The following is a 24,098-nucleotide window of genomic DNA, read 5'->3' as shown; positions in this document are numbered from 1 at the left end:
CAGGTCGATGTCGGGGACACGCCAATGAACGCACAGCATCGGAACAGGATGTATTTTGCCAGGTTTGCCGGGAGGCGTCGTGGCGGAGGCTGCCTCCGGGGAGCCGCTGCGGTCATCTGCACGGTTGCCCTGGCTCCGTTGCTTGCGGGGCTCGCTGCCTGCCAGAGCGCTGAAGTCATCGAAACCGGATCGCTATCGTCCTACAAGGATTTCGTCGCCAGCAACGGGATGGTGACCAAGACGAAATATCGGGTCGATGCCGCCGCGACCAAGAACGTAAAGACGGTGCACGTGATCCCGACGACCTTCGCGGCCGATGCCGATCTCGACAAGCTTGGAGATCCCCAGAGGAAGCTGGTGGCGACGGCGATTGACCGCTCGCTCTGCGAAGCATTGAGTGCGCAATTCGACGTCGTGCCGATATCGAAGCCGGCGGATATGGCCGTGCGGTCGGTGATCAGCAAGGTCAAATCGACAAATGCCGTCGTCGCGGGCGTGTCGACCGTCACCTCGGCGGTCGCGCCCGTTCCCGTTCCGCGCATTCCGATCGGTCTCGGAAGCCTCGCGGTCGAGGCGGAGGCTTTCGATACGAGGGGCAAGCAGATCGCCGGGCTGACCTGGGCGCGCGGTGCCAACATCCTCACCAATGGCTCGCGCGCATCGACGGCAGCCGACGCCTTTGAACTCGCCGGAGATTTTTCAGGCGATTTCAGTGCGCTGCTGGAAAAATCGGGCGACCCGATGAAAACCGATTTCGAACTGCCTTCGATGAAGAAGGTCAAGAACAGCGTCGCCTATGCGGTGACCGGCAAGCCGTCCGATCCGGATTGCGCCGTTTTCGGAAAAGGATCCGGTCTCGGCGGCATCGCCGGTGGCGCACTCGGCCTGCCGCCGGAATGGTCGGAGAAGAAGAACGGGAGCGCGCCCATTGCAAGCGGTGGCGGCGGAGGCGCAAAGAAGAGCTAGAAACCAATGCGGGGCGCCTCTCGTGCCCTCGGCTGAACGCAAGGCGGGTCCGTCGCTTGGCAATCGAGGTGGCGCCCAGCGCCACCCCATGCTGCCGTTGGTCAGTATTGGCGAATGCCGCCCAGCGACTGCAGCAGGGCGCGGTATGCCCAGGTGTTTTCGCCGCCGCGATCGCGGATCTCGACGAGTTGCACGCGGGCTTCCTCGACGTGTCCCTGTTCGATCAGCGCCTGGCCCATGTAGGAGCGGGCGAGGATGTAGTTCTCGTCGGCCTGGAGCGCACGTTTGTAGAACTGCATGCCGAGTTCCATGCGGCCGGCCTTGCGGTTGGCATAGCCGAGATAGTTGAGCACGCGGGCGCTCTTCTGGTCCTTGACCGCGCCGAGCACCTTGATGGAATTCTCATACTGGCCGGCATAGGCGAGCTCGCGGGCGGCCTGGAACAGGATATCGTCGCTGAGGTCGCTTTTCTTGGCGTTGACGCAGGCATTCTTCTTTGCGTCCCACACCTTGCCATCCGTGCATTCGCTGGTCGTCTTGGTCTTCTTGGGCGGTTCGCTGGTGTCTTCGCCGGCGGCCATCACGGCCTGCGCCATGAAGCTGGTTGCGCCGGCCACAATCATGGCACCAAGCAGGCTCTTCCGGTACATCATGCCATCTCCCGTTCCTCGCGCATGCCCTCGAAAGTCAGCGCATCGTTTCAAATTGATCGGATGTCCTTGACGCCCCGAAAGGAGGTGAACCACCATCGGCCGATCCACCCACGAAGATGCCAGAACACAGGGCACGCCACCGGTAAACGGTGCGCGACCGGCGTATGACGCATGAATACGGGAATTTATTCGCCGGGCGATGAATATTCTGCGAAGCGGATCCGCCTGACAGCTTCAGAAACGCGTCGTTTCGGCGAGCGTCAGCGTGGTTGCGTCGCTGTTCAGCGCGTAGCGCTCGCGCGTGAGGTGCCAGTTTCCAGGTTCGCCCACGACGGTGAACAGGTTGTAGGCCGCCGGCGGCTTGTGGCCGTCGGGTCCCTGCGAAGCGGAGGCGATGCCGACGACCGGGACGGGAGCCTCTGGCCCTTTGAGCCAATAGACGGTGTTGAGGTGAGTGTGGCCGTGAATGACCAGTTCCGCGCCACCCGACGAAATCGTCGCGGCAAAGCGGCGAATGCCGATCATGCGCTTGTGCATCGAGGTCGCGCCGCGGATCGGCGGGTGATGGATCATGACGATGCGAAAGAGGCCGGCCTCGCCGGCGGCCCTGAGCATGTTGACGGTCGCGCGTGCCTGCCGCTGGCCGAAATAACCGCTTGCAGCAAAAGGGGGCGTCGCGACGGCGGTCGAGCAGCCGATCAGTGCGACGGGCCCTCGCACCCGCATATAGGGAAAGCAATGGTACCGGTCATGCCAATGGGCGGGCGCATCGTCGCCCCGCATATAGGGGTACCAGGCACGGGTGGTCTTCTCGTAAGCACCCGGCACATAGGCGTCGTGGTTGCCGGGCACCACGGAAATGTTCTCCGGCTTGCCTGCATCCTCCAGCCATTCGGTCACGGCCTTGATCTCCAGCGAAGACGCCAGGTTCACGAGGTCCCCGGTGATCGCCAGGTGGTCGGGATCCTTCTTCTCGATATCGGCCAGCAGGGTGTCGAGCGTGCCGGTGAAGAGATGCCGGCTGCGGTTGCGGTGCCAGTTGACGAAACCGGTGATGCGCTTCGACGCGAGTTCCCGCAGCGACAATTCGGGCAGGGGGCCGAGATGGACATCGGATATATGGGCAAGTTTGAACATCGCCCCCGTCTAGCGCATATTCCGGTCGAGGGGAATCAGGTCGCCCGATGAATCGCGTGCGGCCGAAAACTGAGAAGGACGAGACGACTGAACGACGAACGGCCACCGGAGATGCGGCGCTGGTATCTCCGGCTCCTGATGCGGCTCGCGCATGGCTATTACGCATTTGCGCGCGGCATGACGATGGGCGTGCGCGCTGCCTGTTTCGATGACGAGGGCCGGGTCTTTCTGGTTCGCCATTCCTATCTGCCGGGCTGGCACCTGCCGGGCGGCGGACTCGATCGCGACGAAGCTTCGATCGACGGGCTGCTGCGGGAGTTGCGCGAAGAGGGGAACCTGGAGGTAACGACGCCGCCGGTTCTGGTCCAGGTCTATTACAACAGGCGCACGAGCCGCCGTGACCATGTCGTCTTCTATCGTTGCAACGGCGTCAGGCAGACTGCGCCGAAGGCGCCGGACCTGGAGATTGCCGCGAGCGGCTTCTTCGCGCTCGACGCGCTGCCGGAAGAGACGACGCCGGCGACACGCCGCCGGCTTGCGGAACTCGCCGGCAGCGCTGCTTTCGACCTTTACTGGTAGGCGATCGATCTACGGCCGCTCGCGTCCGTGCGGGGAGGCGAGGTCGAGCACCGGCCCCACCGGCACGACGCCGGTCGGGTTGATGGTCGTGTGGCTGCGGTAGTAGTGCTCCTTGATGTGGCGCATGTCGACTGTCTCGGCCACGCCCGGCACCTGGTAGAGTTCCCGAAGGTAACCCTGAAGGTTCGGATAGTCGGCGATCCGGCGAATGTTGCACTTGAAGTGGCCGACATAGACCGGGTCGAAGCGCACCAGCGTCGTGAACAGGCGCCAGTCGGCCTCGGTGAGGCGGTTGCCGATCAGGTAGCGGTGCGATGCAAGGCGTTCTTCCAGCTTGTCGAGCCGGGCGAAGAGCGCGGTGACGCTCTCTTCATAGGCGGCCTGCGTGGTGGCGAAACCCGCCTTGTAGACGCCGTTGTTGACGTCGTTGTAGACGTCCGTATTCATCGCATCGATCTCGTCGCGCAGTTCTTCCGGGTAGAAGTCGAGGGTCGAGCCGGTGAGTCCATCGAAGGCGGAATTGAACATCCGGATGATTTCGGAGGATTCATTCGAGACGATGGTGTTTTGCTGCTTGTCCCAGAGAACCGGCACGGTCACGCGGCCGGAGTAGTGGGCATCGGCGCGGGTATAGATCTGCCACAGCGCCTTCGATCCGAAGAGATGGTCGCTCGTGCCGATCCCGCCTTCCCTGAACTCCCAGCCCTGGGCGAGCATCAGCGGATCGACGACCGAAACGGAGATGAGGTCCTCGAGCTTCTTCAGCTTGCGGAAGATCAGCGTGCGGTGCGCCCAGGGACAGGCGAGCGAAACATAGAGATGATAGCGACCGGCCTCCGCCTTGAAGCCGGCGTCACCGCTCGGGCCCGCCGATCCGTCTGCCGTCACCCAGTTGCGGAACTGCGAAGCGCTGCGCTTGAAATGGCCGTTCGTTGCCACGGTATCGTACCAGACGTCCTGCCAGACGCCGTCCACCAACCTGCCCATCTTGAAATCTCCTTCGTGATCCTTGCCATCATAGATAGCGCTTCCAGCGGCGTCCGATAGATAGCGAATTGGGAACAGTGCGTTTTAGGCTTTGACAGAGGGCATTTTTCTGATATCGGCGATCTCACGACTTTTTTCGTGTTGGAAGATACCGCACTGATGATGTTCTCGGGAAACCTGCGACGACGCTGATGCTGCCAACGCCCTATTTCGGGCGAAGCCATCCCTATGTCTGTCCGCATTCTGGTTCCCGTTCCCATGAAAAAGCACGATCTCGTCTACCTGACCGAAGACGCGTCTCATGACGCAGCCATCGAAATCATCAACGAAGAAGCCTTCGGCCCCGGCCGGTTCGCCCGGGCGGCCGCACGGATTCGCGAGCAGGGACCGCATGATCGGGCGCTGTCCTTCATCTGCGCCGACAACGGCGAGACGATCGCCTCGGTCAGGATGACGCCGGTCATGGCCGGTTCGGTCAAAGGTCATCTGCTCGGGCCGCTCGCGGTGCGGCCATCGCACAAGAACCGGGGCATCGGCCGGGAACTGGTGCGCATCGCCGTCGAAGCGGCACGGCGGAAGGGGTCGCAGGCGGTGATCCTCGTCGGTGATCCGCCTTATTACCAGCCGCTCGGCTTCGAAAAGGTCCGCTACGGCGCCCTCGAGTTTCCGGGACCGGTCGATCCCGTGCGGGTGCTCGTCGTGCCGATGGCAGACGACGTGCATGCCGGCCTTGCTGGCGTCATCGGCTGGCGGGACGATGCGGTTGTGCCGGCCGTGGCGCTCGATCTGCCGCTTGCGGTCTGACGCTGACGCTATCCGGCGGCGAGCGATTTCTTCAGGAAAACCCGGGTGCGGCCGATGGGGAAGTCAGGCAGTTCACCGAAGGCCCGGTAGCCCTGGCGTTCGTAAGCGCGCCGGGCTTGCGGATTGAAGGTATCGATCCAGGCGCTGTGGCAGCCGCGGCTTCGAGCCTCGTCCTCCGCTGCCTGGAGCAGCTTGCCGGCGAGGCCTTGGCCGCGCAGATCCTCCGGCAGCCACAGCCATTGCACGAAGAGCCACCCCCAGCCGGTGTAACCGTTCAGGCCACCACGTTGCCCCTTGGCATCGGGACCGCCGATCAGAACGGCGAGCGGTCGCCGCTCCGACGGGCCGACATTGGCGGCATTGAAGGCCGTCAGGCCATTGCCGATCGTTTCCAGCGCCTCGGGCGAGGGCGCTTCCGTTACCTCGAACATCGCAGACCTCTTATGTGCGGTGCATGCTGAAGACTTCGAGGCGATCCGCGCCCACGTCCTTCTCATCGAGTCGTCAGCCGAGGCGCTCGTAGAAGGCCCGCTTGCCGGGAAGGGCGCAGAGATGAACGGCGCCGGCCCCGGTATCGAGCGCCGCACAGGCGGCTTTCAGCACGATATCGCCGCCGATGCCGAGCCCACGGAACGGCGGGTCGACCCAGACGGCCGCCACCCAAGGGGTGAGGTTCGGCCGCTCCTCAAGGTCCGAGGCAATCACCGAGGCGGTGCCGACGAAGCGATCTCCGGCGTGCGCCACCAGGCAAAGGGATTCTGCGCCATCGGCGAGGCTCTCCTCGAGCAGGCCGGTGATATGGCTCAGCGGGAAGCCCCGAGGCTCCCACCAGGAGCGCCAGATACGGTCGGCCACCGTACCGAAGAAATGCGGTGCGTCGCGAAGGTCGCTGACGACAATGGTCCGATCGGTCATCGTCCCTCGCGATACCAGGTGGCGGAGATCAGGAAGAGCAGGGCCGCAAGCCCGAGAAGTCCGGTGAACAGCGGCAGCGAATTGATGCCCTTCAATACGGTTTCGTCGGTCATGCGGATGGAGAGGCGCTGATCGTCTGCCGACCTTATCGAGCCCCTGACCGGCAGCACCGTCGGCAGGTCAAGCGGGCCATCGGCGCTTGCGAGACGCCGCACCAGCCCCTTGGTCTTCTCCGCCCAGGGGCGCAGCTTGTCCTCGGTCGAAATCGCCGCCTTGAACTCCGGCGCATTGGGATCGCCGACATGGGCAAGGGCCGTGAGTTCGCCATTGGTCATCTCGAACAGGCCGGTCTCGGTCGTGGCGAGTTCTGCCGAATAGAGGCCCGGCTGACGCTCGGTCAGCTTCACGTCCTGCTTTTTGCCCGACGGGGAAACGAGAGAAACGGGACCGGGATCGCCATCGATCGTCTGGCGGGTGATTTCCAGCGTCCGGCCCCGGGCGCGTGCCGTCAAGGCTTCTTCCTCGAGCGACGGCTCCTGCATCAGCCAATGGGCGGTGCGGCGATAGAGCGAGACGTGCGGGCCGCCGCCTTCGAAGCCGCGGGCCCAGAGCCAGCCCTGGTCGGAGAGGAGCATGGCGACGCGGCCCTTGCCGACGCGGTTGAGCACGAGCAGCGGCTTGCCGTCGGCCGCTTCCATCACCGTATTGCCCTGCGGCCTGTTGACATCGACCGTGCGGAACCAGCGGCCCCAGTGCGGCGGCTCGCTGTCGGAGCCTTCAAGGCCGCGGGTGACCGGATGTTTCTTCCCTTCCGCCGACAGGCGGGGGAAGAAGGCCTTGTCGTTCATGACGCCCGTGGGCGCGGCCGGAAGCACGGCCGAGAGCGGTGTTGCGGCGATCGAATCGTCGCCGGCATGTTCCGGTCCGGCGGCAATCAGAAGCGCGCCGCCGTTCTCCACATATTGCGCGATGTTGTCGTAGTAGAGGATCGGCAGCAGGCCGCGATGCTGATAGCGGTCGAGGATGATCAGGTCGAACTCGTTGATCTTGTCGACGAACAGCTCGCGCGTCGGGAAGGCGATCAGCGACAGCTCGTTGATTGGCGTGCCGTCCTGCTTTTCCTGCGGACGCAGAATGGTGAAGTGCACCAGATCGACCGCCGCGTCGGATTTCAGCAGGTTGCGCCAGGCGCGCTCACCGGCATGCGGTTCGCCGGAAACAAGCAGCACGCGAAGGTTTTCGCGAATGCCGTCGAGCACGTGCACCGCGCGGTTGTTGGCCGTGGTCACTTCGCCGGGAACCGCGTCCACCGCAAATTCAAGCACGTTGTTGCCGCCGCGCGGCACTTTGAAGCTGAAGGGAACGTCGGTGCCCGGCTCGGCCCTTTCCCGGGCGATTTCATTGCCGTTGAGGCGGATGCTCACTTCCGCCGTCCCGCCGGGTGCGGCGCCGTCGTCGACGACCCGGAACGAAAGCTTCTGCTCTTCGCCGACGATGCCGAAGCGCGGCGGGTTGATGAGCTCGACGCGCCGGTCGAATTCATCAGGCTTGCCGGTGATCAGGCTGTGAATCGGGGCGTCGAAACCCAGCTTGCGGCCGACGTCGGGCACGTCGTGGATCTGGCCGTCGGTCACGAAGATGGCGCCGCCGATGCGCGCCGGCGGAACGTCGGCGAGCGCAGTCGCGAGGGAGGAGAAGAGATTGGTCGCCGGCGAGACGCTCGCCGGATCGGACCTGGCCTCGATGATACGGGGCTCGATCAGCGGTATCGCCGCCAGCCGCGCCTTCAGGCCTTCGACCGCGCGATCGGTCTGCGCGGTGCGGTCGCCATTCTGCTGGCTCTGGCTGCGGTCGACGACAACAGCGACGATCGTCGATAGCGGATCACGCAGCTCGACGAAGATGGAAGGGTTGGCGATCGCCAGGGCGAGCGCGGCCAAGGCGAGGGCGCGCAGCCAGACGCCGCGTATCTTTCGCCACAGGCCATAGCCGATGAACAGGGCCGCGACGACCAGAAGCGGCACGAAGAACATCAGCGGAAGCAACGGAGCAAAACCATAGGTCATCGATCGGCCCTCACTGCCCAAGCCTCTGGAGGAGGTCCGGCACATGAACCTGATCGGACTTGTAGTTGCCGGTCAGCATATACATCATGATGTTGACGCCTGCCCGATAGGCATATTCGCGCTGCATTTCGTCCGGCGGAACCGTCGGCAGAAGCGGCGCGCCGTTGGCGTCCACGGCCCAGGCGCCGGCGAAATCGTTGCCGGTGATCATGATCGGCGTGACGCCGTCACCGCCGCGCACCGGTCGGTTGCTCTGTTCCTCGGCGCCGTTGGGCGCGGATTCCACCCACAACTGGCTCTCGGTGTAGCGGCCGGGAAAATTCGAAAGCAGGTAGAAGGCCTTCGTCAGGACGTGGTCGGTGGGCACCGGTTCCAGCGGCGGAATGTCGAGACCGTTCAGCATCTCCTGCAGGCGCTGCACGTTGGGGCTGTCGCCTGCCGCCGACGGCGTGAGCGAGGAGAACTGGTCGCGCGTGTCGAAGAGAACGGTCCCGCCGTTGCGCATATAGGCGTCGATCCTGCTCATCACTCGGCTGCTCGGCATCGGCGCCGTGGCGGATACCGGCCAGTAGATGATCGGGTAGAAGGCCAGCTCGTCCTGTTCGAGGTCGATGCCGACAGGCGCGCCCGGTTCGAGAGCCGTGCGATAGGTCAGGTAGTTGCTCAGGCCGACGAGGCCCTGTTCCGACAGTCGGTCGACCTCGGCCTCGCCGGTGATGACATAGGCGAGGTGGGTCGTGTCGAGGCGCTGCAATGTCTGCTCGTCGCTCGGCTGGTTATCCTGCGCCTGCGCGATGGTGGGCGCCAGCCCCGCAAAGCCAAGCGTTGCGAGTCCGAGCGTGGCGAGCACCGCTGCGGTGGCGGCGCCACGGCTTCCGCGGCCGCGCAATCCTGCAAAGCCGCCGGCCATGTAAAGTACGATCAGCGTGTCGATGAGGAAGAGCATCAGCGCCAGCCCGAAGAGATACGGGCGGATAGAGAAGGGGCGCGCGCCTTCCAGCCCCTCCGCGCGTTCGCTGACGAGGTTGCCTCTGATCGGAGCGAGGCTGCCGCCGTCGGGAAGAAGATTGTTGGCAACGAAGCCCTCTTCCGAGCCGTAGAGGCCGGGCGGTGTGTCTGCGGAAACGGTCGGGGCAATGCCGGGGGCGATCTCCAGCGGCCGGGCACTGCCGGTCTCGGCGGTCAGTTCGCCCCGGGCGTTCACCAGGCGATAGGGCGGCAGGGTCTCGGACTTGCTCGTCTGGTCGCCGGCGATGCCGCCGGCACGGGAAAGCTGGATGGACCGCCGCAGCATGTCGACGAAGGAGCCTGAAATCGGCAGGTTCGACCAGCCCGGGTCTGCGCTCACGTGGAAGAGCACGATGCGGCCGCGTCCGCGTTCGGCTGTCGTGACCAGCGGCGTGCCATCGGCGAGGTTGGCCCAGGTCCGTTCGGCGAGGTCTGGTGTCGGCTGTGCCAGCACCTGGCGTTTGACAAGCACATCGCGCGGATGCTCGAGACCGGCAAAGGGGCTGGAAGACGGGTAGTCGGCAAGCGGCTGCGGCTCTGACCAGGAGAGCGCGCCATCGAGGGAGCGTTCGCCTTGCCTCAGCACGACGGGGACCAGCGGGTCATCGGCAGGCGCACCGGCCAGTCTCGGGCCGGCAAAGCGAACGAGCATGCCGCCGTTCTCCAGCCAGCGCGTCACCAGCGGATAGCTTTCGTCCGGTAGCCGGCCGACGTCGGCCACGACAAGAATCGAGGGATTTTGAGCGAGAAGTTCGGCAATCGCCTTGCCGATCGCTTCCTCTCGCGGCTCGACCAGGTCGGCATGCGGTTCGAGCGCCCGCTTGATGTAGTAGAGCGGCGAGAGCAGCGGCTGCGACTGGTGAACCTCGCCGCTCAGCAACGCCACGCGACGGCGGCGATTGCCGTCGTCGAGCAGGTGGATGCCGCCCGCCGTCGCCTGGCCCTCGATCGTCAGGCGTGCGAAGTCGTTGCGCAGCTCGAAGGGCGCCCTCAGAAGAGCGTTCGCCGTCGTGGCGCCTGCACCGAAGCGGAGTTCGCCTTCGGCAATGGCGGTGCCGCGCGCGTCACGGGCAAAGACGTAATAGGCCCGTGGCTCGCCAAGCGGCAGCCGCGATGCCGTGACCCGCATGCCTTCGTTTTCGTTGGTCGTGGACGTCAGCGCGATGGCGCTTTCCGCATTGCCTTCGATCCGGCGAACGTTGGCCGCGCCGATCTCCGCCACTTGCCGCATCGTCTGGCCGTCCCCGGTCTCGATCCCGTCACTGAGGAAGGCAAGCGTGCCAGGCGGCGAGCTCGAAAGGGCGGCTTTCATGGCAGCGAGCGCGGGGTCGCGCATGGCCGGCAGCGGTTGCGGCTGCGCCGCGGCGAGACGATCGCGCGCAGTGGTGGCCGAGGCCGGAGTCGCGTCGTGCTGCCGGTCGGTCGTGAAGACGATCGAAACCGGCAGATCCTTCGCTTCCGCATCGTCGATGAGCGCATTGGCGGTCTCGACCCGCCGATCCCAATCGGAGACCGTCGCCCAGCTGTTGTCGATGACGAGGGCGAGCGGACCAGCGGAGGAAAGCGTGTTCTGTCGCGGGTTGAACACCGGGTCGGCGATCGCCAGGATCACCGCGGCGGCCATCAGCATGCGCAGCAGCGTCAGCCACCAGGGGCTTTGCGCCGGGGTTTCCTCGCGCTTCATCACGGAGGCCAGGATGCGCAGCGGCGGGAAGACTTCGGCCGCGGGCCTTGGCGGCGTCATGCGCAGCAGCCACCATATGACGGGTAGGGCGACTAGGGCGGCGAGGATGGCGGGGTTGGTGAACAGGAAGGGCAAGCCGCTCATAGCTGGCCCCCATGTGTCGCGCGTCCCGGCATGCCGGAGAGGTAGGTGTGCACGGCGACGAGCGCCTCCGATGCGGGCCGGTCGGTTCTGTGCGGGATGAAGGTCCAGCCGAGATGGCGGAGCGTCGCGCCCAGGCCGTCGCGGCGGCTGACATAGGCGCGCTGATAATCCTCGCGCAGCGCTTCGGCACGGCCAGCCGTCAGTTTCTCGCCGGTCTCCGGGTCGGTGAATTCGGTGCGGCCGCTATAGGGGAATACCTCTTCGGCCGGGTCGGCGATCTCGACCACATGGCCGCGCAGCCCGCGCCGTGCCAGCGGGCCGAGGCGATCCATGATCTTTTCCGCCGGATCGAGAAAATCGCCGATCAGCACGAGATCGCTGGCGTTGCGGATCATCCCGGTATCGGGGAGGCCTTCGGCCAGCGGGCTCAGCATGATCGCGGTCGCCAGCCGTTCGGCGGCGTTGCGCGCCGAGATCGGTTCCATGATGCCGGGGCAACCGATGCGTTCGCCGGAGCGCGCGAGGATTTCCGCGAGCGCCAGCATCAGCACGAGCGCGCGGCTTTCCTTGGAGACGGCGCCGAGATTCGACTTGTACATCATCGACGGGGAAAGATCCGCCCACAGCCATATGGTATGCGCGGCCTCCCATTCGCGGTCGCGGACATAGGTGTGATCGTCGCGGGCCGAGCGGCGCCAGTCGATGCGCGACATGCTCTCGCCGTCGCTATAGGGCCGGAACTGCCAGAAGTTCTCGCCGATGCCGCGCTTGCGCCGGCCATGCCAGCCGGAAATCACCGTATTGGCGATCCGCCGCGCTTCGACCAGGCAATCGGGAACGAGCATGGCGCGCTGTTGGGCGCGCGAAAGCACTTCACCAGCGGGAGTACGCGAGACTATGTGCCCGACGGTGGCCATGCCTTAGCCCCTGGCCTGTTTCACCAGGTCGGCGATGACGTCGCGCACGGTCATGCCTTCGGCGCGGGCAGCGAAGGTCAGCGCCATGCGGTGCTGAAGCACGGGTTCGGCGAGCGCCAGGATGTCGTCGATCGACGGCGCCAGGCGGCCGTCATAGAGCGCGCGAGCGCGGGCGCAGAGCATCAGCGCCTGGCCGGCGCGCGGGCCGGGACCCCAGGCGACGTTCTTGTCGGTCGCGGCGTTGCCGTTGCCCGGACGGGCAGAGCGCACCAGCGACAGGATCGCATCGACCACCTTTTCGCCGACCGGCATCTGACGGATGAGGCCCTGGATCTGCTGAAGCCGCGCGGCGTCGATGACCGGGTGGGCGGCCGCTTCGCCGACGCCGGTGGTCTCGAGCAGGATCTGCCGCTCGGCGGAAAGCTCCGGATAGCCGACGTCCACCTGCATCAGGAAGCGGTCGAGCTGCGCCTCGGGCAGGGGATAGGTACCTTCCTGCTCCAGGGGGTTCTGGGTGGCGAGCACGTGGAAGGGCTGGGGCAGGTCCTTGCGCGCGCCTGCAACGGTGATGTGGTACTCCTGCATTGCCTGCAGCAGTGCCGATTGCGTCCGCGGCGAGGCGCGGTTGATCTCGTCGGCCATCAGCAACTGCGTGAAGATCGGGCCGGGAATGAAGCGGAACGAGCGATGGCCGGCCGCATCCTGGTCCATCACTTCGGAGCCGAGGATGTCGGAAGGCATCAGGTCGGGCGTGAACTGCACGCGGCTGGAATCAAGGCCGAGCACCGTGCCGAGCGTGGCGACGAGCTTCGTCTTGGCAAGACCGGGAACGCCGACGAGCAGGGCATGGCCGCCGGAGAGAACGGCGAGCAGGGTCTGCTCGACGACGCTTTCCTGGCCGAAGATGACCTTGCCGACTTCCGCACGCACCCGGGCGATTTCTCCGAGTGCGCTTTCGGCTGCGGCGACAATCGCCTTCTCGTCGATCGCGTCGGCCGCGCCTTTCATCACAGTCATGGTCGTACTCCCCGGTCGCCCGTTGTTAAACCGAATCGCCTACAGCGCCGCGCGTCTTTATAAGACGCGCAAAGGTCGCTGTAACATTTTGAGCTGCTGCATAATTTTGTCCTTAAATCGATTCCGATTTACGGAATTATGCAGCAGCCGGGATTTCAGTTGCCAAATTCCAATTTAGACCCTGCCGGACGGCTGACAAGTCGGCGCCGACGCACTATCTCGTGAGATATCAAAGGTCTCGATGCAAAAATCGGGGTCAAACGGGACGGAACAATGGCAGAAGCCGAAATTCAGCAAACCGGCGATGCCGCCGGACTGGCGGCACTGATTGCGCGTGCCGCCGGGCAGACCGGCGAAAAGGCGCGCGGCCTGCCGCCGGTGGATCGTTGGAATCCGCCGTTCTGCGGCGACATCGACATGGAGATTCGCGCCGACGGCACCTGGTTCTATCTGGGCACGCCGATCGGCCGGCAGCCCCTGGTCAGACTGTTCTCCACCGTTCTGCGCAAGGACGAGGACGGGCGCACCTATCTCGTGACACCTGTGGAAAAGGTCGGCATCCGCATCGTCGATGCCCCCTTCGTCGCTGTCGAGATGAGCGTCACGCATGGAGAGGCGGGCCAAGTTCTGACCTTCCGCACCAATGTCGGCGACGTGGTCGAAGCCGGGCCGGAGCATCCGCTGCGCTTCGTCATCCACGGCGAGAACCGGGAGTTGAAGCCATATCTGCATGTGCGCGGGCGCCTGGAGGCGCTGGTCTCCCGGCCGGTGATGTATGACATCGTCGAACTCGGCGAGACGCTTGAAGTCGACGGCGCCGAGATGTTCTGCGTGCGCTCCGCCGGCGCCGTCTTCCCGATCATGCCGGCGGCCGAGCTGGAAGCGCTTTCCCGATGAACCGGCGTCTCTTCTCCGCTGACGAGTTCCGTCGACGCGCGCTGACCCAGATGGGCGGGCCGGTGGAAACCGCCTGGCGCGACCATGGCGACTTCCTGCTCAATCCCGGCATGGTGCCTTATCTGGAGACGCTGCATCTGAAGGACGCCGCCGTCCTCGTGCCGGTTGTCGACGATGGCGACGATGCGAGCGTCATCCTGACCCAGCGTACCACCAGCCTTCGCAAGCATTCCGGCCAGGTGGCTTTCCCCGGCGGCGCTGTCGATCCCGAGGACCGGTCCGTCGAGGTGGCGGCGCTGCGCGAAGCGCAGGAGGAGATCGGTCTCGATCCGCGCTTCGTCGAAACCATCGGCCGGCTGCCGCATTACATGGCGATGTCCGGGTTTCGCATTACCCCGGTGCTGGCGGTGGTGAAACCCGGCTTCGAACTGACAGCCAATCCGGACGAAGTCGAAAGCGTCTTCGAGGTGCCGCTGTCCTTCCTGATGAACCCGAGCAATCACGCCCGCGGGCGCGGGCATTGGCAGGGCGAGGAACGGCATTTCTACCGAATGCCCTATGGCGACTACAACATCTGGGGTATCACCGCCGGCATTCTCCGCATGCTCTATGAAAGGCTTTACGCATGACTTCCGTTGCCGGCGAAGGCTGGTTCTCATCGCCCTCTCTCCGCCGCGTCTTCGAGGTCCTGAACGTCGAGGGCGGCGAGGTCCGGGTCGTCGGCGGCGCCGTGCGCAACAGTCTGATGGGCCTGCCGGCCGGCGACATCGACATGGCGACCACCTGGAGTCCGGAAGACGTGTCCGAGCGGGCGAAGGCGGCAGGCATCAAGGTGGTGCCGACCGGCATCGATCATGGCACGGTGACGCTCGTCATCGACGGAACGCCCTTTGAAGTCACGACGCTCCGCCGCGACGTTGCGACCGATGGGCGCCGCGCGGAAGTCGCCTTCGGCACCGACTGGAAGGCGGACGCGGAGCGGCGGGATTTCACCATCAACGCACTCTATGCGAACGATCGCGGCGAGGTGTTCGATGACGTCGGTGGGCTGGCGGATATCAAGACGGGCACGGTACGTTTCATCGGCGATGCTTCCGAGCGGGTCGCCGAGGATTACCTGCGCATCCTGCGTTTCTTCCGGTTCTTCGCCCATTACGGCAGCGGCCGGCCGGATGCCGATGGCTTGCGCGCCTGTGCGAGAGCGCGTTCGAAGCTTGCAACGCTTTCGGCCGAACGGGTCTGGGCCGAAACGAAGAAATTGCTTTCCGCCGCCGATCCCGGCCGCGCGCTGCTCTGGATGCGCCAGGCCGGCGTGCTGACCGAGATTCTGCCGGAAACGGAGAAATGGGGCATCGACGCGATCCCGGACATCGTTGCCGCCGAGCGGGCCTTTGGCTGGACACCGAGCCCGCTCCTGCGCCTGGCCGCAATCGTGCCGCCGGACGAGGAGCGGCTGGAGGCGATGGCGGAGCGTCTGCGTCTGTCGAAGGTCGAGGCCGCCTATTTCGGCCGCTGGGCCAAGGCGCCGGCGGTCCCGGCGACGACCTCCGATACGGCGCTCGACCGGCTGCTCTATCGTCATGGCGCCGAGGGGATTGTCGTAAGACTGCGGCTGGCGTTGGCAACCGCGCGGCGCAAGTCGGAAGGCGACCCGGCGCTGTTGTCCGAAACCGCGGCGCTGCGCCGGCTGCTGGCGCGTGCCGAAGCCTGGAAGCGGCCGAGCTTTCCATTGAATGGCGGTGACGTGCTGAAGGCCGGCGTGCCGGCCGGCCCAAAAGTGGGGGAAATCCTCGGCGAACTCGAAAACCTCTGGATCGAGCGCAACTTCACTCTCGACCGGGCAAACCTCGTCGCCCGGCTCGAAGCCATGGTGCGGCTAGACTGATCTGACTGGCTTACGCCGCCTTGAGGACGGTTTGCCCCGCCTAGAGGACGGCTAGGCCGCCTTGGATTCGTCGGTGATCCGGGCCTTGATGTTTTCGATCATGTTTTCGCGGATGATCGTCTCGCCGTGCGTTTCGCGCATGTGCTCCACGACGCGGCGCACGATTTCGGCATCGTTGTCGGCGCGCGTGTGCCATTCGCAACCCGGGACGAGTGAACCGCATTCAAACAGGCGCATGGTGCTTCCTTCCTTGTGTGAGTTTGATGCGAGAGCGCGGTGCGCCAGCCGGGCGACCGCGCAAAATAGAGTAGCATCAACCCCCGAGGCGGCCAAATTGTTCCAGCCGGGCGCGCGAGAAGAAAGCATTATCGACAAGCGTGCTGATGGTGTTATGGGTTTGCGGTAACAAGAGACGCAAAGGCCCATTTGCCCATGACCACCACCGTTCAATCGGAACTGATCTCCGCCATCCGGAACATTCCAGATTATCCGAAGCCGGGCGTGATGTTTCGCGATATCACCACGCTGCTCGGTAATCCACGCGCCTTTCGCCGCGCGATCGACGAGCTGGTGCATCCCTACGCCGGTACGAAGATCGAAAAGATCGCCGGCATCGAGGCGCGCGGTTTCATTCTCGGTGGCGCCATTGCACACCAGCTTTCGTCGGGTTTCGTGCCGATCCGCAAGAAGGGCAAACTGCCGCACGACACCGTGCGCATCGCCTACAGCCTGGAATACGGCGTCGACGAGATGGAGATGCACAAGGATGCGATCCGACCGGGTGAAAAGGTGATCCTCGTCGACGACCTGATCGCTACCGGCGGCACGGCGGAAGCCGCTACCAAGCTTCTGAAGCAGATGGGCGCCGAAATCGTAGCGGCCTGTTTCGTAATCGATCTGCCCGAACTCGGCGGCCGCAAGAAGCTCGAAGCGCTCGGCGTCAATGTCCGGACGCTGACCGAATTCGAAGGCCACTGATCAGTCCAGCGATTCCTGCATGTCGCCTTGGATCGACCTCGATTTGGGGACGAAGAGAGGCAGCAAATCGGCGACCTTCGCGCGTGTGACGAGACGCGCGGCGCCGTAGAGCGGGCGAGAGCTGCACCTCTTTCTCGTCTCCGCGCTAGAACCGATTGATCGTCCGCAACATCAGCTGCACTTCACGCTGTGTTGCCGGTGGCAGTGTTTCCACTTCCTTCTGCCAGAAGCGTTCGGCTTCCGGCGGCTCTTCTTCCCAGCTTCTGACCGATGTCTGGTTGTCGTCTATGACGACACGACGGTGACCGCCGAGACGCATATATTCGTCCGCCAGTTCGCGGACATGGGTTTTTTCCATGGCTGCTCCTCCGCTACGAGCGGTTCATCACCCTCGGACCGCCGGAGACGCGGCCGACGGCGCGCGACCTCAGTTGCGAACGGAGAGTCTACCTCTGGTCAGCGGCGAATTTATGGAGGCGCGACAGTTCAAGGTGCTGCAGCGATCTTGGCGCCTCTTAAGAGAAGCATGGCGCTGCAGGCGGGCCGCCGCGTCAGACGAACTCGATCACCTTGCTCTCGAAGCGGATCACCGCCTCGCCATGCTGGTTGTCGCCCTCGCACAGGATCGTGTTGATCCGCCAGCCGGGTTTCGAGTTGAGCGAGCGGCTTGCGAGGAAGGTCACGAAATAGGTGACGGTGTCTCCGGCATAGACCGGCTTCAGCCACTTGAGGTCGCGGAAGCCGGGTGAGGGGCCGAGGTTCGGTGCGCGCAGCCCCTCGGCGGCAAGCCGGCGCTGCTCGTCTTTCCAGAACCGGACAAAGCATTGCATCCATCCGGCTGAGGTATGCCAGCCCGATGCGCAGAGCCCGCCGAACAGCGAATGCCGCGCCGCTTCTTCATCGAGATGGAAAGGCTGCGGGTCGAAGTCGCGAGCGAAGCGGACGATGTCCTCGGCCGTGAAAGTCAGGTTGCCGATGGCAGTTTTTGCCCTGGCGGCGTAAAATTCTTCCATCGTCGTCATCAGGCCTGGCCCTTCTCGCGGGCGCGAAAGAGAACCGTGCATTCGGAGATCGCCACGGGCTCACCCGCCTGGTTGGTGATTTCGTTGCGGAACTTGACGATGCCGAGATCGGGCTTCGACCGCGAGCGCCGCGCCTCGAGCACGAGGCTGAAACCGGTGAGGACGTCTCCAGCGATAACCGGTTTCCTCCAGTCCATGAAGTCGATGCCGGGTGAGCCCTGCGACGTCGAGTTGCCCATGAAGGCGTCGAGCATCATACGCATGCCGACGGCGCTGGTGTGCCAGCCGGAAGCTGCAAGACCGCCAAGGATGCTGCGCTTTCCTGCTTCCTCGTCGAGATGCATCGGCTGCTGGTCGAACTCGCTGGCGAAGGCGATCATCTCCGCCGGCTTCATCTCGACCGGTTTGTAGTCGAAGCGCCGCCCTTCGGAAAAATCCTCGAAATACAGCATGCCTGAGTGGCCCCGTCTGATTTGTTGCCGCCTTACCTACTGCATAATTTCGCGGAGCGGAATCGATTTGAGCGGGACGGCTGGATGCCGGCCTCAACGTCGTCGGCATCCTCCGGCAGCGACTGCGCCGCTTGGTCATGGACCTGCTGCCGGAAACGATTGCGGCGCGGTTGCATGTCGCGCCGTAGTGCCGAGTTCGTCGCGCGCTGCACTCTTTGCATCGCGCCGGGCCTTTGATCCTGTGCGTGTCGCGCAAGACCGCCGCAACACTTACGTGTTGAAGCGGAAGTGGATGACGTCGCCGTCCTGGACGACGTATTCCTTGCCTTCGTCGCGCGCCTTGCCGGCTTCCTTGGCACCGGTTTCGCCGCCGAGCGCGATGTAATCGTCATAGGCGATGGTGTTGGCGCGAATGAAGCCGCGTTCGAAATCCGAGTGGATGACGCCGGCGGCCTGCGGCGCCTTGGTGCCGCGCTGGATCGTCCAGGCCCGGGTTTCCTTGGGGCCGACGGTGAAATAGGTGATGAGGTCGAGCAGCTTGTAGCCGGCGCGGATCAGGCGGTCGAGACCGGCTTCTTCCAGGCCGAGCGCGGCGAGGAATTCCTTGGCCTCTTCATCCGGCAGCTGCGCCACTTCCGACTCGATGGCAGCCGAAATCACGACGGACTCGGCGCCCTGGGCCTTCGCCATTTCGGCGACGGCACGGGTGTGCTCGTTGCCGTCGGCGGCGTCACCTTCGGCGACGTTGCAGACATAGAGAACCGGATGCGCGGTCAGGAGGTTCAGCCCCTGCAGGATGCGCAGTTCTTCGGCGTCGAGCCTCGAAAGCAGGGTGCGGACCGGCTTGCCTTCGCGCAGCAGCTTCAGCGAAGCCTCCATGATCGGAAGCTGGGCCATCGACTCCTTGTCCTTGCCGACGGCGCGCTTGCGGGTCTGCTCCGTACGGCGCTCCAGGCTATCGAGGTCGGCCAGCATCAGCTCGGTCTCGATCGTCTCGGCGTCGGCGACCGGGTGGATGCGGCCTTCGACGTGGGTGATGTCGTCATCCTCGAAGCAGCGGAGCACGTGAACGACGGCGTCCACTTCGCGAATGTTGGCGAGGAACTGGTTGCCGAGGCCTTCGCCCTTGGACGCGCCGCGCACCAGGCCGGCGATGTCGACGAAGGAGATGCGCGTCGGGATGATTTCCTTCGACTTGGCAGTTTCGGCCAGCTTGCGCATGCGCGGATCCGGCACTGCCACTTCGCCGGTGTTCGGCTCGATGGTGCAGAAGGGATAGTTGGCAGCTTGCGCGGCCGCCGTCTTGGTGAGCGCGTTGAAGAGGGTGGACTTGCCGACGTTCGGCAGTCCGACAATACCGCATTTGAAGCCCATGGGGTCTCGTCCGTATCTTAAGAATTCCGTTGGCGTGGCTATGCGGGAAGGGCGCCTCCTGGTCAAGGGCGCACGCCCCGTTCACGGTAAATAAGGGGATTGCGCCGTTGAACGCGCGACCTTTGGGCCGCATATGCGTCTTAGAATTCCACCGGCCCTGTCGAGGCAGCGAAAAAATTCCGGGGAGCCCGCATTGATCGACCAGAAGTTCATGTTCCCGCGCGTGCCGGTGGCCGTCGTCGATATCGGCGACACGCTGGAGGCCCTGTTGATCCGCTCCATGCTGGAGAGCCTTGGCGCCGTCGTCACGCTGCATCTGCCGGGAACGCCTGAAGATTTCCTGACCCTTATCGCTGGCGGTGAACTCGTCCACCAGCATCTGATCATCTGCGGCCACGGTGACGAAAACGGTTTCGTCTTCGGCGACTACATCGCGGATATCGATACCTCGATGCTGGTCGAGGGCAGCCTGCCGCCCTCGGTGGTCGCCGAGCATGCCAGGCTCGATGGCAAGATCGTTCTCAGCACCTGCTGCGAAACCGGCGGCAAGGCTTTCGCCGATGCCATGGTCGAGAAGGGAGGGGCAGCGCTCTATGTCGCTCCCGATGGCTCGCCCGAAGGGGCCGATGCGCCGCTCTTCGTCCATTGCTTCTATCATGCGCTTCTTGCGCGCAAGCAGACGCCAGAGGCGGCGCTGGAGCGAGCCCGCTCCTACGACGAGGCAGCGACGATGTTCGTCGGCCACCGGCCCGGCCACTGACAGGCCGTGACTGAAGCCCGGCTTTTGCTTGATCGGCGCGCCTGCCCATAGGATAGTGCGCGTCGTGCGGCGCGCGATCTTAGAGAGGCCGCCGTAACACAGAGATCTGCTGCACGGATCTGTCCTTGAATCCATTTCGATTTAAGGAACCATGCGGTAGCGGTCGTGCCGTTCTTTCTGTCATCAACGGGGTGGTTCCGATGAGTGACAACGAAGTTGCCAGAAAAGTCAAAGTGAAGGTGAAGCCGAAGCTCGAACGGCCGAAGCTTTACAAGGTCATGCTGCTCAATGACGATTACACGCCGCGCGAGTTCGTCGTCGGCGTGCTCAAGGCCGTGTTCCATATGAGCGAGGAGGCCGGTTATCGCGTGATGATGACGGCGCACAAGATGGGCACTTCGGTGGTCGTCGTCTGTGTGCGCGACATTGCGGAAACCAAGGCCAAGGCGGCGACCGACCTTGCCAAGGAAGCGGGTTTTCCTTTGCTCTTCACCACAGAGCCCGAGGAATAGCGGCCGGTGCTGCGGATGCCCGACTGCTGCCGGCTTGCCTTATGCCTTCTTGTGCAGACGAAGCGGCTTGGTCGCTTCTCGCTCGATCGTGCCCTTGGCTTCGAGGTCGAGTTGAGCCGCCTTCAGCCACCAGCCGGCCTTTGCACCCCCGGGGAAAAGGTCCTGCGGCAACAGCGGCAAGAGCCGATCCTTCGCTTCCGCGACGGTCAGCCCCGGCGCGGCCGGTGGCAGCACCGTGAGCAGGGCTTCCCGCATTGCCTCGTATTTTACCCGGTCGACGCGGTATTTGTGGCCGGGCGAGGCGATGTTTTCGATCTCGATCTTCTCAGTCCCGGATGCCATTGGCCTCGCCTTTCACATAGTCGATCGCCGGCGCCTTGAAGCCCATTGCTGCCCAGGCCTTCAGCAGCCGCCACATGAACCGGCCCGAATGGGTCTTGTAGCTCGGCAACGTGTCGGCGAATTCGATGCCCGCCTTGCGATCTTTCGTCATGGTTCGCATTTCCAGCGGCGGCTGGTCACCCGGGGCGAAACGCTGGTTGTAGACGCTCAGCCAGTGGCCGCCTTTGAATTCGAGGAACATGGCGGCGTTGCAGCAGCTCGCAATGACCCTGCGCGTCGGAGCCGCGGGCGTCAACCGATGCTCGCGCAAAAGCTCGCTGCCCCTGAGACAGCGGATCCTGTCCTTCCGGTAGAGCGCGAAGCGCGTCGAGCCATCGGCTTCCAGCACCGGCGACGCTTCGGGCAGGGCCTCGAAGCGCTCGCCGGCGGTGCGGCAACTGGTGCAGTAGCAGGCGGCGCCGACGATCGGCTCGCCGACGGCTTCAAAGGCAACCAGCCCGCAGCGGCAGGCGGCAATGCGATTTCTTGCTTGCGGCTTGACCATGGTTCTCCTCCGGTCCCATTTCGCTAACTAGACTGGACCGTCCAGTTTGATTTGTCAATCCGACTGGCCTATCCTGCGTGGCAAGTGATTTGGCGATGTAAGGCAGGGGGAAGGGCAGGTTTGAGCAACGGTGCAAAGACGCGCATGGAGCGCACCCGCAGGGCGATCGTGGCGGCGGCGAGCGATCTCTTCCTGAAGCGCGGCTTTCTCGGCACCAACATGGATGAGATCGCGGCGACCGCTGACGTGTCGAAGCAGACGGTCTATTCCCATTTCCAGAGCAAGGAGGCGCTGTTCCTGGAAGTCGTGCGCAGCATGACCGGTGGCGCAGGCGACGCGTTTCAGGAACAGGTCGCCGACCCTGACGGCGATGAGCCGATCGAGGAGTTCCTGCTCGACTATGCCACCCAGTTGCTGACGATCGTGATGACGCCGCGGCTGATGCAGGTGCGGCGCCTAGTGATCGCCGAGGTCGAGCGCTTTCCACAGCTCGGCGAAGCACTGCACGAGCGCGGGCCGATGCGTTCGATCAGGCGGCTTGCGGCCGCCTTCAAGCGCTATGGCGAAAAGGGCGACATCCGGGTGAAGGACGCTGAGGCCGCCGGCGGGTTCTTCAACTGGCTCGTCATGGGTGGACCGGTGAACGACGCCATGCTGCTCGGCGATGGCGCCATTCCAGCGCCCGAGGCTTTGAAAGCGCATGCGGAGGAGGCGGTGCGGATCTTCCTCGCAGCCCACAGGGCAGCCTAGATGAGGATGTCGGCCCCGCCGTGGTCGAACCGAACCAAGCCGTCTCGGTGGGGGCCGCGGAGGCGGATCCGCGCGGGATCATGCTTCCGGTGCAAGCGGGAAGAGGCGAGCTCAGTCGCCCTTCGAGCCGAACATCTTCTTCAGCATGTCGGCCATCGGGCCGGTCGCCGGCAGCTTCTTCGGCTGGGCTGAATTGCGGGCCTGATGGATGTGCGATTGCGCGCCCTGCTTCTTCGGGGTTTCGGGCTCGTCTGCCTCCGGCTTGCCGCCGGTCGCGAGCGCGATCTTGTTCAGAAGCTGGGAATCCTCGCCGCGCACCAGCATGTCGGCATTGTCGGCTATGGCGTCGAGCAGCGGCACCAGCCAGGCTTGGTCGGCCTTGGCGAAATCGCCGAGCACATGGGCGTGCACCAGGTCCTTGACTCCGGGATGGCCGATGCCGAGGCGCAGGCGACGATAGTCCTTGCCGCAATGAGCGTCGATCGACTTGATGCCGTTGTGGCCGCCATGGCCGCCGCCCACCTTGAGCCGCGCCTTGGCGGCGGGCAGGTCGAGCTCGTCATAGATGACGGTGATGTCCTTCGGCTGCAACTTGTAGAAGCGCATGGCCTCGCCGACCGCCTCGCCGGAGAGGTTCATGAAGGTCTGCGGTTTCATCAAGAGCACGCGCTCGCCGGCGATCTCGCCTTCGGCGATCTCGGCCTTGAACTTCTTCGACCAGGAGGAAAAGCCGTGCCGGCGGTGGATGACGTCGACCGCCATGAAGCCGATATTGTGCCGGTTGGCGGAGTATTTCGAACCTGGATTGCCAAGCCCTGCGATGATCAGCATCTCGTCACGCGTCGATGATTTCGGGGTGGGGCCATCCAAAATCATCGTGCCAGGGGGAAGTCAACGCTTATTTCTCGGCATGCAGGCTGGCATTCGGCGTCAGGCCGTAGTGCTTGAAGATCTCGTCCTGGGTGCCGTTGCCGACCAACCGATCGAGTTCGCGCTGCATCGCGGCGACGGTTACGCGCGATACGTCGCGGTTGCAGGCGATGCCATAGAGCTTGCCCTCGAGCACGAGCGCCGCTTCGACCGGTTTGCCCTCGGCGCGCATGATCTCGAAGGTCTTTTCCGACGTCATCAGCAGGTCGACGCGTCCGGCGATCAGCTTCTTCAGGCTGGAATCGAGGTTGGCGGCATAGTCGATCTTCGGAAAGCCGTGATCCCTGAGATAGGTTGCGGAGAAGTCTTCGCGCTGCGTGCCGACGATGTATTGACGCGCCGCTTCCAGCGAACTCGGCGCTATATCGGAGCCGGTATGGCGAACCATCACCATGTGATCGACGAGCAGCGGCTCGACCCATTGGAACCTCCTGTCGCGTTCGGCGTCGTGGCCGGTGGTGAAAACGCAATAGGCGGGATCGGTTTCGGCCAGCATGAAGGCTCGCGCCCAGGGCAGGACCTGGATCGTGTAAGGCTGTTTCAGCCGCTCCATGATCAGCTTGACCTGGTCGACGGCGGCGCCGCTCGGACCGTTCTCGGTCGAAAAATTGTAAGGCGGGTACTCCTCGGTGACGAACCTGATCGTCTGCGCCTGCGCGGTCGTGAAGAGACCGAGAAAAAATAATGGGATCAGCGCCTTCACGTGCCTTCCTCCTTTTGCCGCCTGTTGCGATGTCCGCGGAATATGTCCGCGTCCCGAACCTCCATCGGGATC

28 protein-coding genes are annotated in these 24,098 nt (G+C 64.3%); 10 read left to right on the top strand and 18 right to left on the bottom strand.

Translation table 11 applies throughout. The features are described from left to right. The first annotated feature begins 24 nt into the window (after window positions 1–24). Entirely contained in the window at window positions 25–966 is a 942-nt protein-coding gene (locus BHMPCIPO_RS14610; RefSeq protein ID WP_173517419.1) for a DUF3313 domain-containing protein, read from the top strand. Between the two features lie 101 nt (window positions 967–1,067). Here BHMPCIPO_RS14610 and BHMPCIPO_RS14605 read toward each other — a convergent pair whose 3' ends face one another. Then, entirely contained in the window at window positions 1,068–1,616 is a 549-nt protein-coding gene (locus BHMPCIPO_RS14605) for a tetratricopeptide repeat protein (protein ID WP_376741661.1), read from the bottom strand. 237 nt (window positions 1,617–1,853) lie between these two features. Next, window positions 1,854–2,756: a metallophosphoesterase family protein gene (locus tag BHMPCIPO_RS14600; RefSeq protein WP_173517417.1), complete on the bottom strand. Its 903-nt coding sequence runs from the start codon at window positions 2,754–2,756 to the stop codon at window positions 1,854–1,856. 111 nt (window positions 2,757–2,867) lie between these two features. On the opposite strand from BHMPCIPO_RS14600, the gene BHMPCIPO_RS14595 reads away from it, so the two are divergent. Further along, window positions 2,868–3,335 carry an NUDIX domain-containing protein gene (locus BHMPCIPO_RS14595; RefSeq protein WP_173517416.1) on the top strand — a complete coding sequence of 156 codons (468 nt, stop codon included), beginning with the start codon at window positions 2,868–2,870 and terminating at the stop codon, window positions 3,333–3,335. Window positions 3,336–3,344: 9 nt separating this feature from the next. On the opposite strand, the gene BHMPCIPO_RS14590 is transcribed toward BHMPCIPO_RS14595, so the two are convergent. Further along, entirely contained in the window at window positions 3,345–4,322 is a 978-nt protein-coding gene (locus tag BHMPCIPO_RS14590; protein ID WP_173517415.1) for a glutathione S-transferase family protein, read from the bottom strand. Between the two features lie 258 nt (window positions 4,323–4,580). Between BHMPCIPO_RS14590 and BHMPCIPO_RS14585 the strand changes: the two genes are divergently transcribed. After that, entirely contained in the window at window positions 4,581–5,126 is a 546-nt protein-coding gene (locus BHMPCIPO_RS14585; protein WP_173517414.1) for a GNAT family N-acetyltransferase, read from the top strand. 8 nt (window positions 5,127–5,134) lie between these two features. On the opposite strand, the gene BHMPCIPO_RS14580 is transcribed toward BHMPCIPO_RS14585, so the two are convergent. The 6 genes from BHMPCIPO_RS14580 to BHMPCIPO_RS14555 all read right to left on the bottom strand — a co-directional run bounded on the left by BHMPCIPO_RS14580 (window position 5,135) and on the right by BHMPCIPO_RS14555 (window position 12,877). Further along, the gene (locus tag BHMPCIPO_RS14580; protein WP_173517413.1) at window positions 5,135–5,557 is read right to left on the bottom strand and encodes a GNAT family N-acetyltransferase; all 423 of its coding nucleotides are present in this window, start codon (window positions 5,555–5,557) and stop codon (window positions 5,135–5,137) included. A 73-nt stretch (window positions 5,558–5,630) separates the two neighbouring features. After that, entirely contained in the window at window positions 5,631–6,041 is a 411-nt protein-coding gene (locus BHMPCIPO_RS14575) for a GNAT family N-acetyltransferase (protein WP_173517412.1), read from the bottom strand. Further along, a complete protein-coding gene (locus BHMPCIPO_RS14570; RefSeq protein WP_173517411.1) occupies window positions 6,038–8,107 on the bottom strand; it encodes a hypothetical protein in 2,070 nt (689 codons plus the stop codon). Before BHMPCIPO_RS14570 ends, BHMPCIPO_RS14575 begins: the two co-directional genes overlap by 4 nt. Before the next feature lie 10 nt (window positions 8,108–8,117). After that, a complete protein-coding gene (locus tag BHMPCIPO_RS14565; RefSeq protein ID WP_173517410.1) occupies window positions 8,118–10,943 on the bottom strand; it encodes a DUF4159 domain-containing protein in 2,826 nt (941 codons plus the stop codon). Beyond that, the gene (locus BHMPCIPO_RS14560) at window positions 10,940–11,860 is read right to left on the bottom strand and encodes a DUF58 domain-containing protein (RefSeq protein WP_173517409.1); all 921 of its coding nucleotides are present in this window, start codon (window positions 11,858–11,860) and stop codon (window positions 10,940–10,942) included. The genes BHMPCIPO_RS14565 and BHMPCIPO_RS14560 overlap by 4 nt, the downstream gene beginning before the upstream one ends. Before the next feature lie 3 nt (window positions 11,861–11,863). Further along, entirely contained in the window at window positions 11,864–12,877 is a 1,014-nt protein-coding gene (locus BHMPCIPO_RS14555; protein WP_173517408.1) for an AAA family ATPase, read from the bottom strand. Window positions 12,878–13,150: 273 nt separating this feature from the next. On the opposite strand from BHMPCIPO_RS14555, the gene BHMPCIPO_RS14550 reads away from it, so the two are divergent. From BHMPCIPO_RS14550 to BHMPCIPO_RS14540, 3 genes are read left to right on the top strand one after another with little or no spacing between them, the layout of a single operon-like run. Next, complete coding sequence (locus BHMPCIPO_RS14550) at window positions 13,151–13,774, top strand: DUF1285 domain-containing protein (RefSeq protein ID WP_173517407.1); 624 nt, start codon at window positions 13,151–13,153, stop codon at window positions 13,772–13,774. Beyond that, a complete protein-coding gene (locus BHMPCIPO_RS14545; protein ID WP_173517406.1) occupies window positions 13,771–14,403 on the top strand; it encodes a CoA pyrophosphatase in 633 nt (210 codons plus the stop codon). The genes BHMPCIPO_RS14550 and BHMPCIPO_RS14545 overlap by 4 nt, the downstream gene beginning before the upstream one ends. Then, entirely contained in the window at window positions 14,400–15,659 is a 1,260-nt protein-coding gene (locus BHMPCIPO_RS14540; RefSeq protein WP_173517405.1) for a CCA tRNA nucleotidyltransferase, read from the top strand. The genes BHMPCIPO_RS14545 and BHMPCIPO_RS14540 overlap by 4 nt, the downstream gene beginning before the upstream one ends. Before the next feature lie 51 nt (window positions 15,660–15,710). Here BHMPCIPO_RS14540 and BHMPCIPO_RS14535 read toward each other — a convergent pair whose 3' ends face one another. After that, window positions 15,711–15,896, bottom strand: coding sequence for a DUF1059 domain-containing protein (locus BHMPCIPO_RS14535; protein ID WP_173517404.1), 186 nt, complete (start codon window positions 15,894–15,896; stop codon window positions 15,711–15,713). 195 nt (window positions 15,897–16,091) lie between these two features. Between BHMPCIPO_RS14535 and BHMPCIPO_RS14530 the strand changes: the two genes are divergently transcribed. Further along, the gene (locus BHMPCIPO_RS14530) at window positions 16,092–16,637 is read left to right on the top strand and encodes an adenine phosphoribosyltransferase (RefSeq protein WP_173517403.1); all 546 of its coding nucleotides are present in this window, start codon (window positions 16,092–16,094) and stop codon (window positions 16,635–16,637) included. A gap of 145 nt (window positions 16,638–16,782) precedes the next feature. On the opposite strand, the gene BHMPCIPO_RS14525 is transcribed toward BHMPCIPO_RS14530, so the two are convergent. The 4 genes from BHMPCIPO_RS14525 to ychF form a co-directional block, all read right to left on the bottom strand. Beyond that, window positions 16,783–16,995: a hypothetical protein gene (locus tag BHMPCIPO_RS14525; protein ID WP_173517402.1), complete on the bottom strand. Its 213-nt coding sequence runs from the start codon at window positions 16,993–16,995 to the stop codon at window positions 16,783–16,785. Window positions 16,996–17,188: 193 nt separating this feature from the next. Then, window positions 17,189–17,659 carry a MaoC family dehydratase gene (locus BHMPCIPO_RS14520; protein ID WP_173517401.1) on the bottom strand — a complete coding sequence of 157 codons (471 nt, stop codon included), beginning with the start codon at window positions 17,657–17,659 and terminating at the stop codon, window positions 17,189–17,191. Then, window positions 17,659–18,111 (bottom strand): MaoC family dehydratase, encoded by a 453-nt coding sequence (locus BHMPCIPO_RS14515; RefSeq protein WP_173517400.1) that lies wholly within the window; start codon window positions 18,109–18,111, stop codon window positions 17,659–17,661. The genes BHMPCIPO_RS14520 and BHMPCIPO_RS14515 overlap by 1 nt, the downstream gene beginning before the upstream one ends. Before the next feature lie 270 nt (window positions 18,112–18,381). Next, window positions 18,382–19,485 carry a redox-regulated ATPase YchF gene (ychF, locus tag BHMPCIPO_RS14510; protein WP_173517399.1) on the bottom strand — a complete coding sequence of 368 codons (1,104 nt, stop codon included), beginning with the start codon at window positions 19,483–19,485 and terminating at the stop codon, window positions 18,382–18,384. 193 nt (window positions 19,486–19,678) lie between these two features. On the opposite strand from ychF, the gene BHMPCIPO_RS14505 reads away from it, so the two are divergent. After that, a complete protein-coding gene (locus BHMPCIPO_RS14505; RefSeq protein ID WP_173517398.1) occupies window positions 19,679–20,245 on the top strand; it encodes a hypothetical protein in 567 nt (188 codons plus the stop codon). A 200-nt stretch (window positions 20,246–20,445) separates the two neighbouring features. Next, complete coding sequence (gene clpS / locus BHMPCIPO_RS14500; RefSeq protein ID WP_057253114.1) at window positions 20,446–20,757, top strand: ATP-dependent Clp protease adapter ClpS; 312 nt, start codon at window positions 20,446–20,448, stop codon at window positions 20,755–20,757. A gap of 39 nt (window positions 20,758–20,796) precedes the next feature. On the opposite strand, the gene BHMPCIPO_RS14495 is transcribed toward clpS, so the two are convergent. Both BHMPCIPO_RS14495 and BHMPCIPO_RS14490 read right to left on the bottom strand, forming a co-directional pair. Beyond that, entirely contained in the window at window positions 20,797–21,099 is a 303-nt protein-coding gene (locus BHMPCIPO_RS14495; RefSeq protein ID WP_173517397.1) for a DUF6958 family protein, read from the bottom strand. After that, the gene (locus BHMPCIPO_RS14490; protein ID WP_246304324.1) at window positions 21,083–21,643 is read right to left on the bottom strand and encodes a GFA family protein; all 561 of its coding nucleotides are present in this window, start codon (window positions 21,641–21,643) and stop codon (window positions 21,083–21,085) included. Before BHMPCIPO_RS14490 ends, BHMPCIPO_RS14495 begins: the two co-directional genes overlap by 17 nt. A 120-nt stretch (window positions 21,644–21,763) precedes the next feature. Here BHMPCIPO_RS14490 and BHMPCIPO_RS14485 point away from each other — a divergent pair, with 120 nt between their 5' ends. Then, window positions 21,764–22,393: a TetR/AcrR family transcriptional regulator gene (locus tag BHMPCIPO_RS14485; RefSeq protein ID WP_246304323.1), complete on the top strand. Its 630-nt coding sequence runs from the start codon at window positions 21,764–21,766 to the stop codon at window positions 22,391–22,393. 111 nt (window positions 22,394–22,504) lie between these two features. On the opposite strand, the gene pth is transcribed toward BHMPCIPO_RS14485, so the two are convergent. Next, window positions 22,505–23,224 (bottom strand): aminoacyl-tRNA hydrolase, encoded by a 720-nt coding sequence (gene pth, locus BHMPCIPO_RS14480; RefSeq protein ID WP_173517396.1) that lies wholly within the window; start codon window positions 23,222–23,224, stop codon window positions 22,505–22,507. Between the two features lie 67 nt (window positions 23,225–23,291). Continuing rightward, window positions 23,292–24,026 carry a substrate-binding periplasmic protein gene (locus BHMPCIPO_RS14475; protein WP_173517395.1) on the bottom strand — a complete coding sequence of 245 codons (735 nt, stop codon included), beginning with the start codon at window positions 24,024–24,026 and terminating at the stop codon, window positions 23,292–23,294. Window positions 24,027–24,098 lie beyond the last annotated feature (72 nt).

The organism is Ensifer sesbaniae (genome assembly GCF_013283665.1).
GTDB classification, from domain to species: Bacteria; Pseudomonadota; Alphaproteobacteria; order Rhizobiales; family Rhizobiaceae; genus Ensifer; species Ensifer sesbaniae.
Note: the sequence above shows the minus strand (reverse complement) of the source record. Positions and strands in the feature narration are given on the sequence as shown.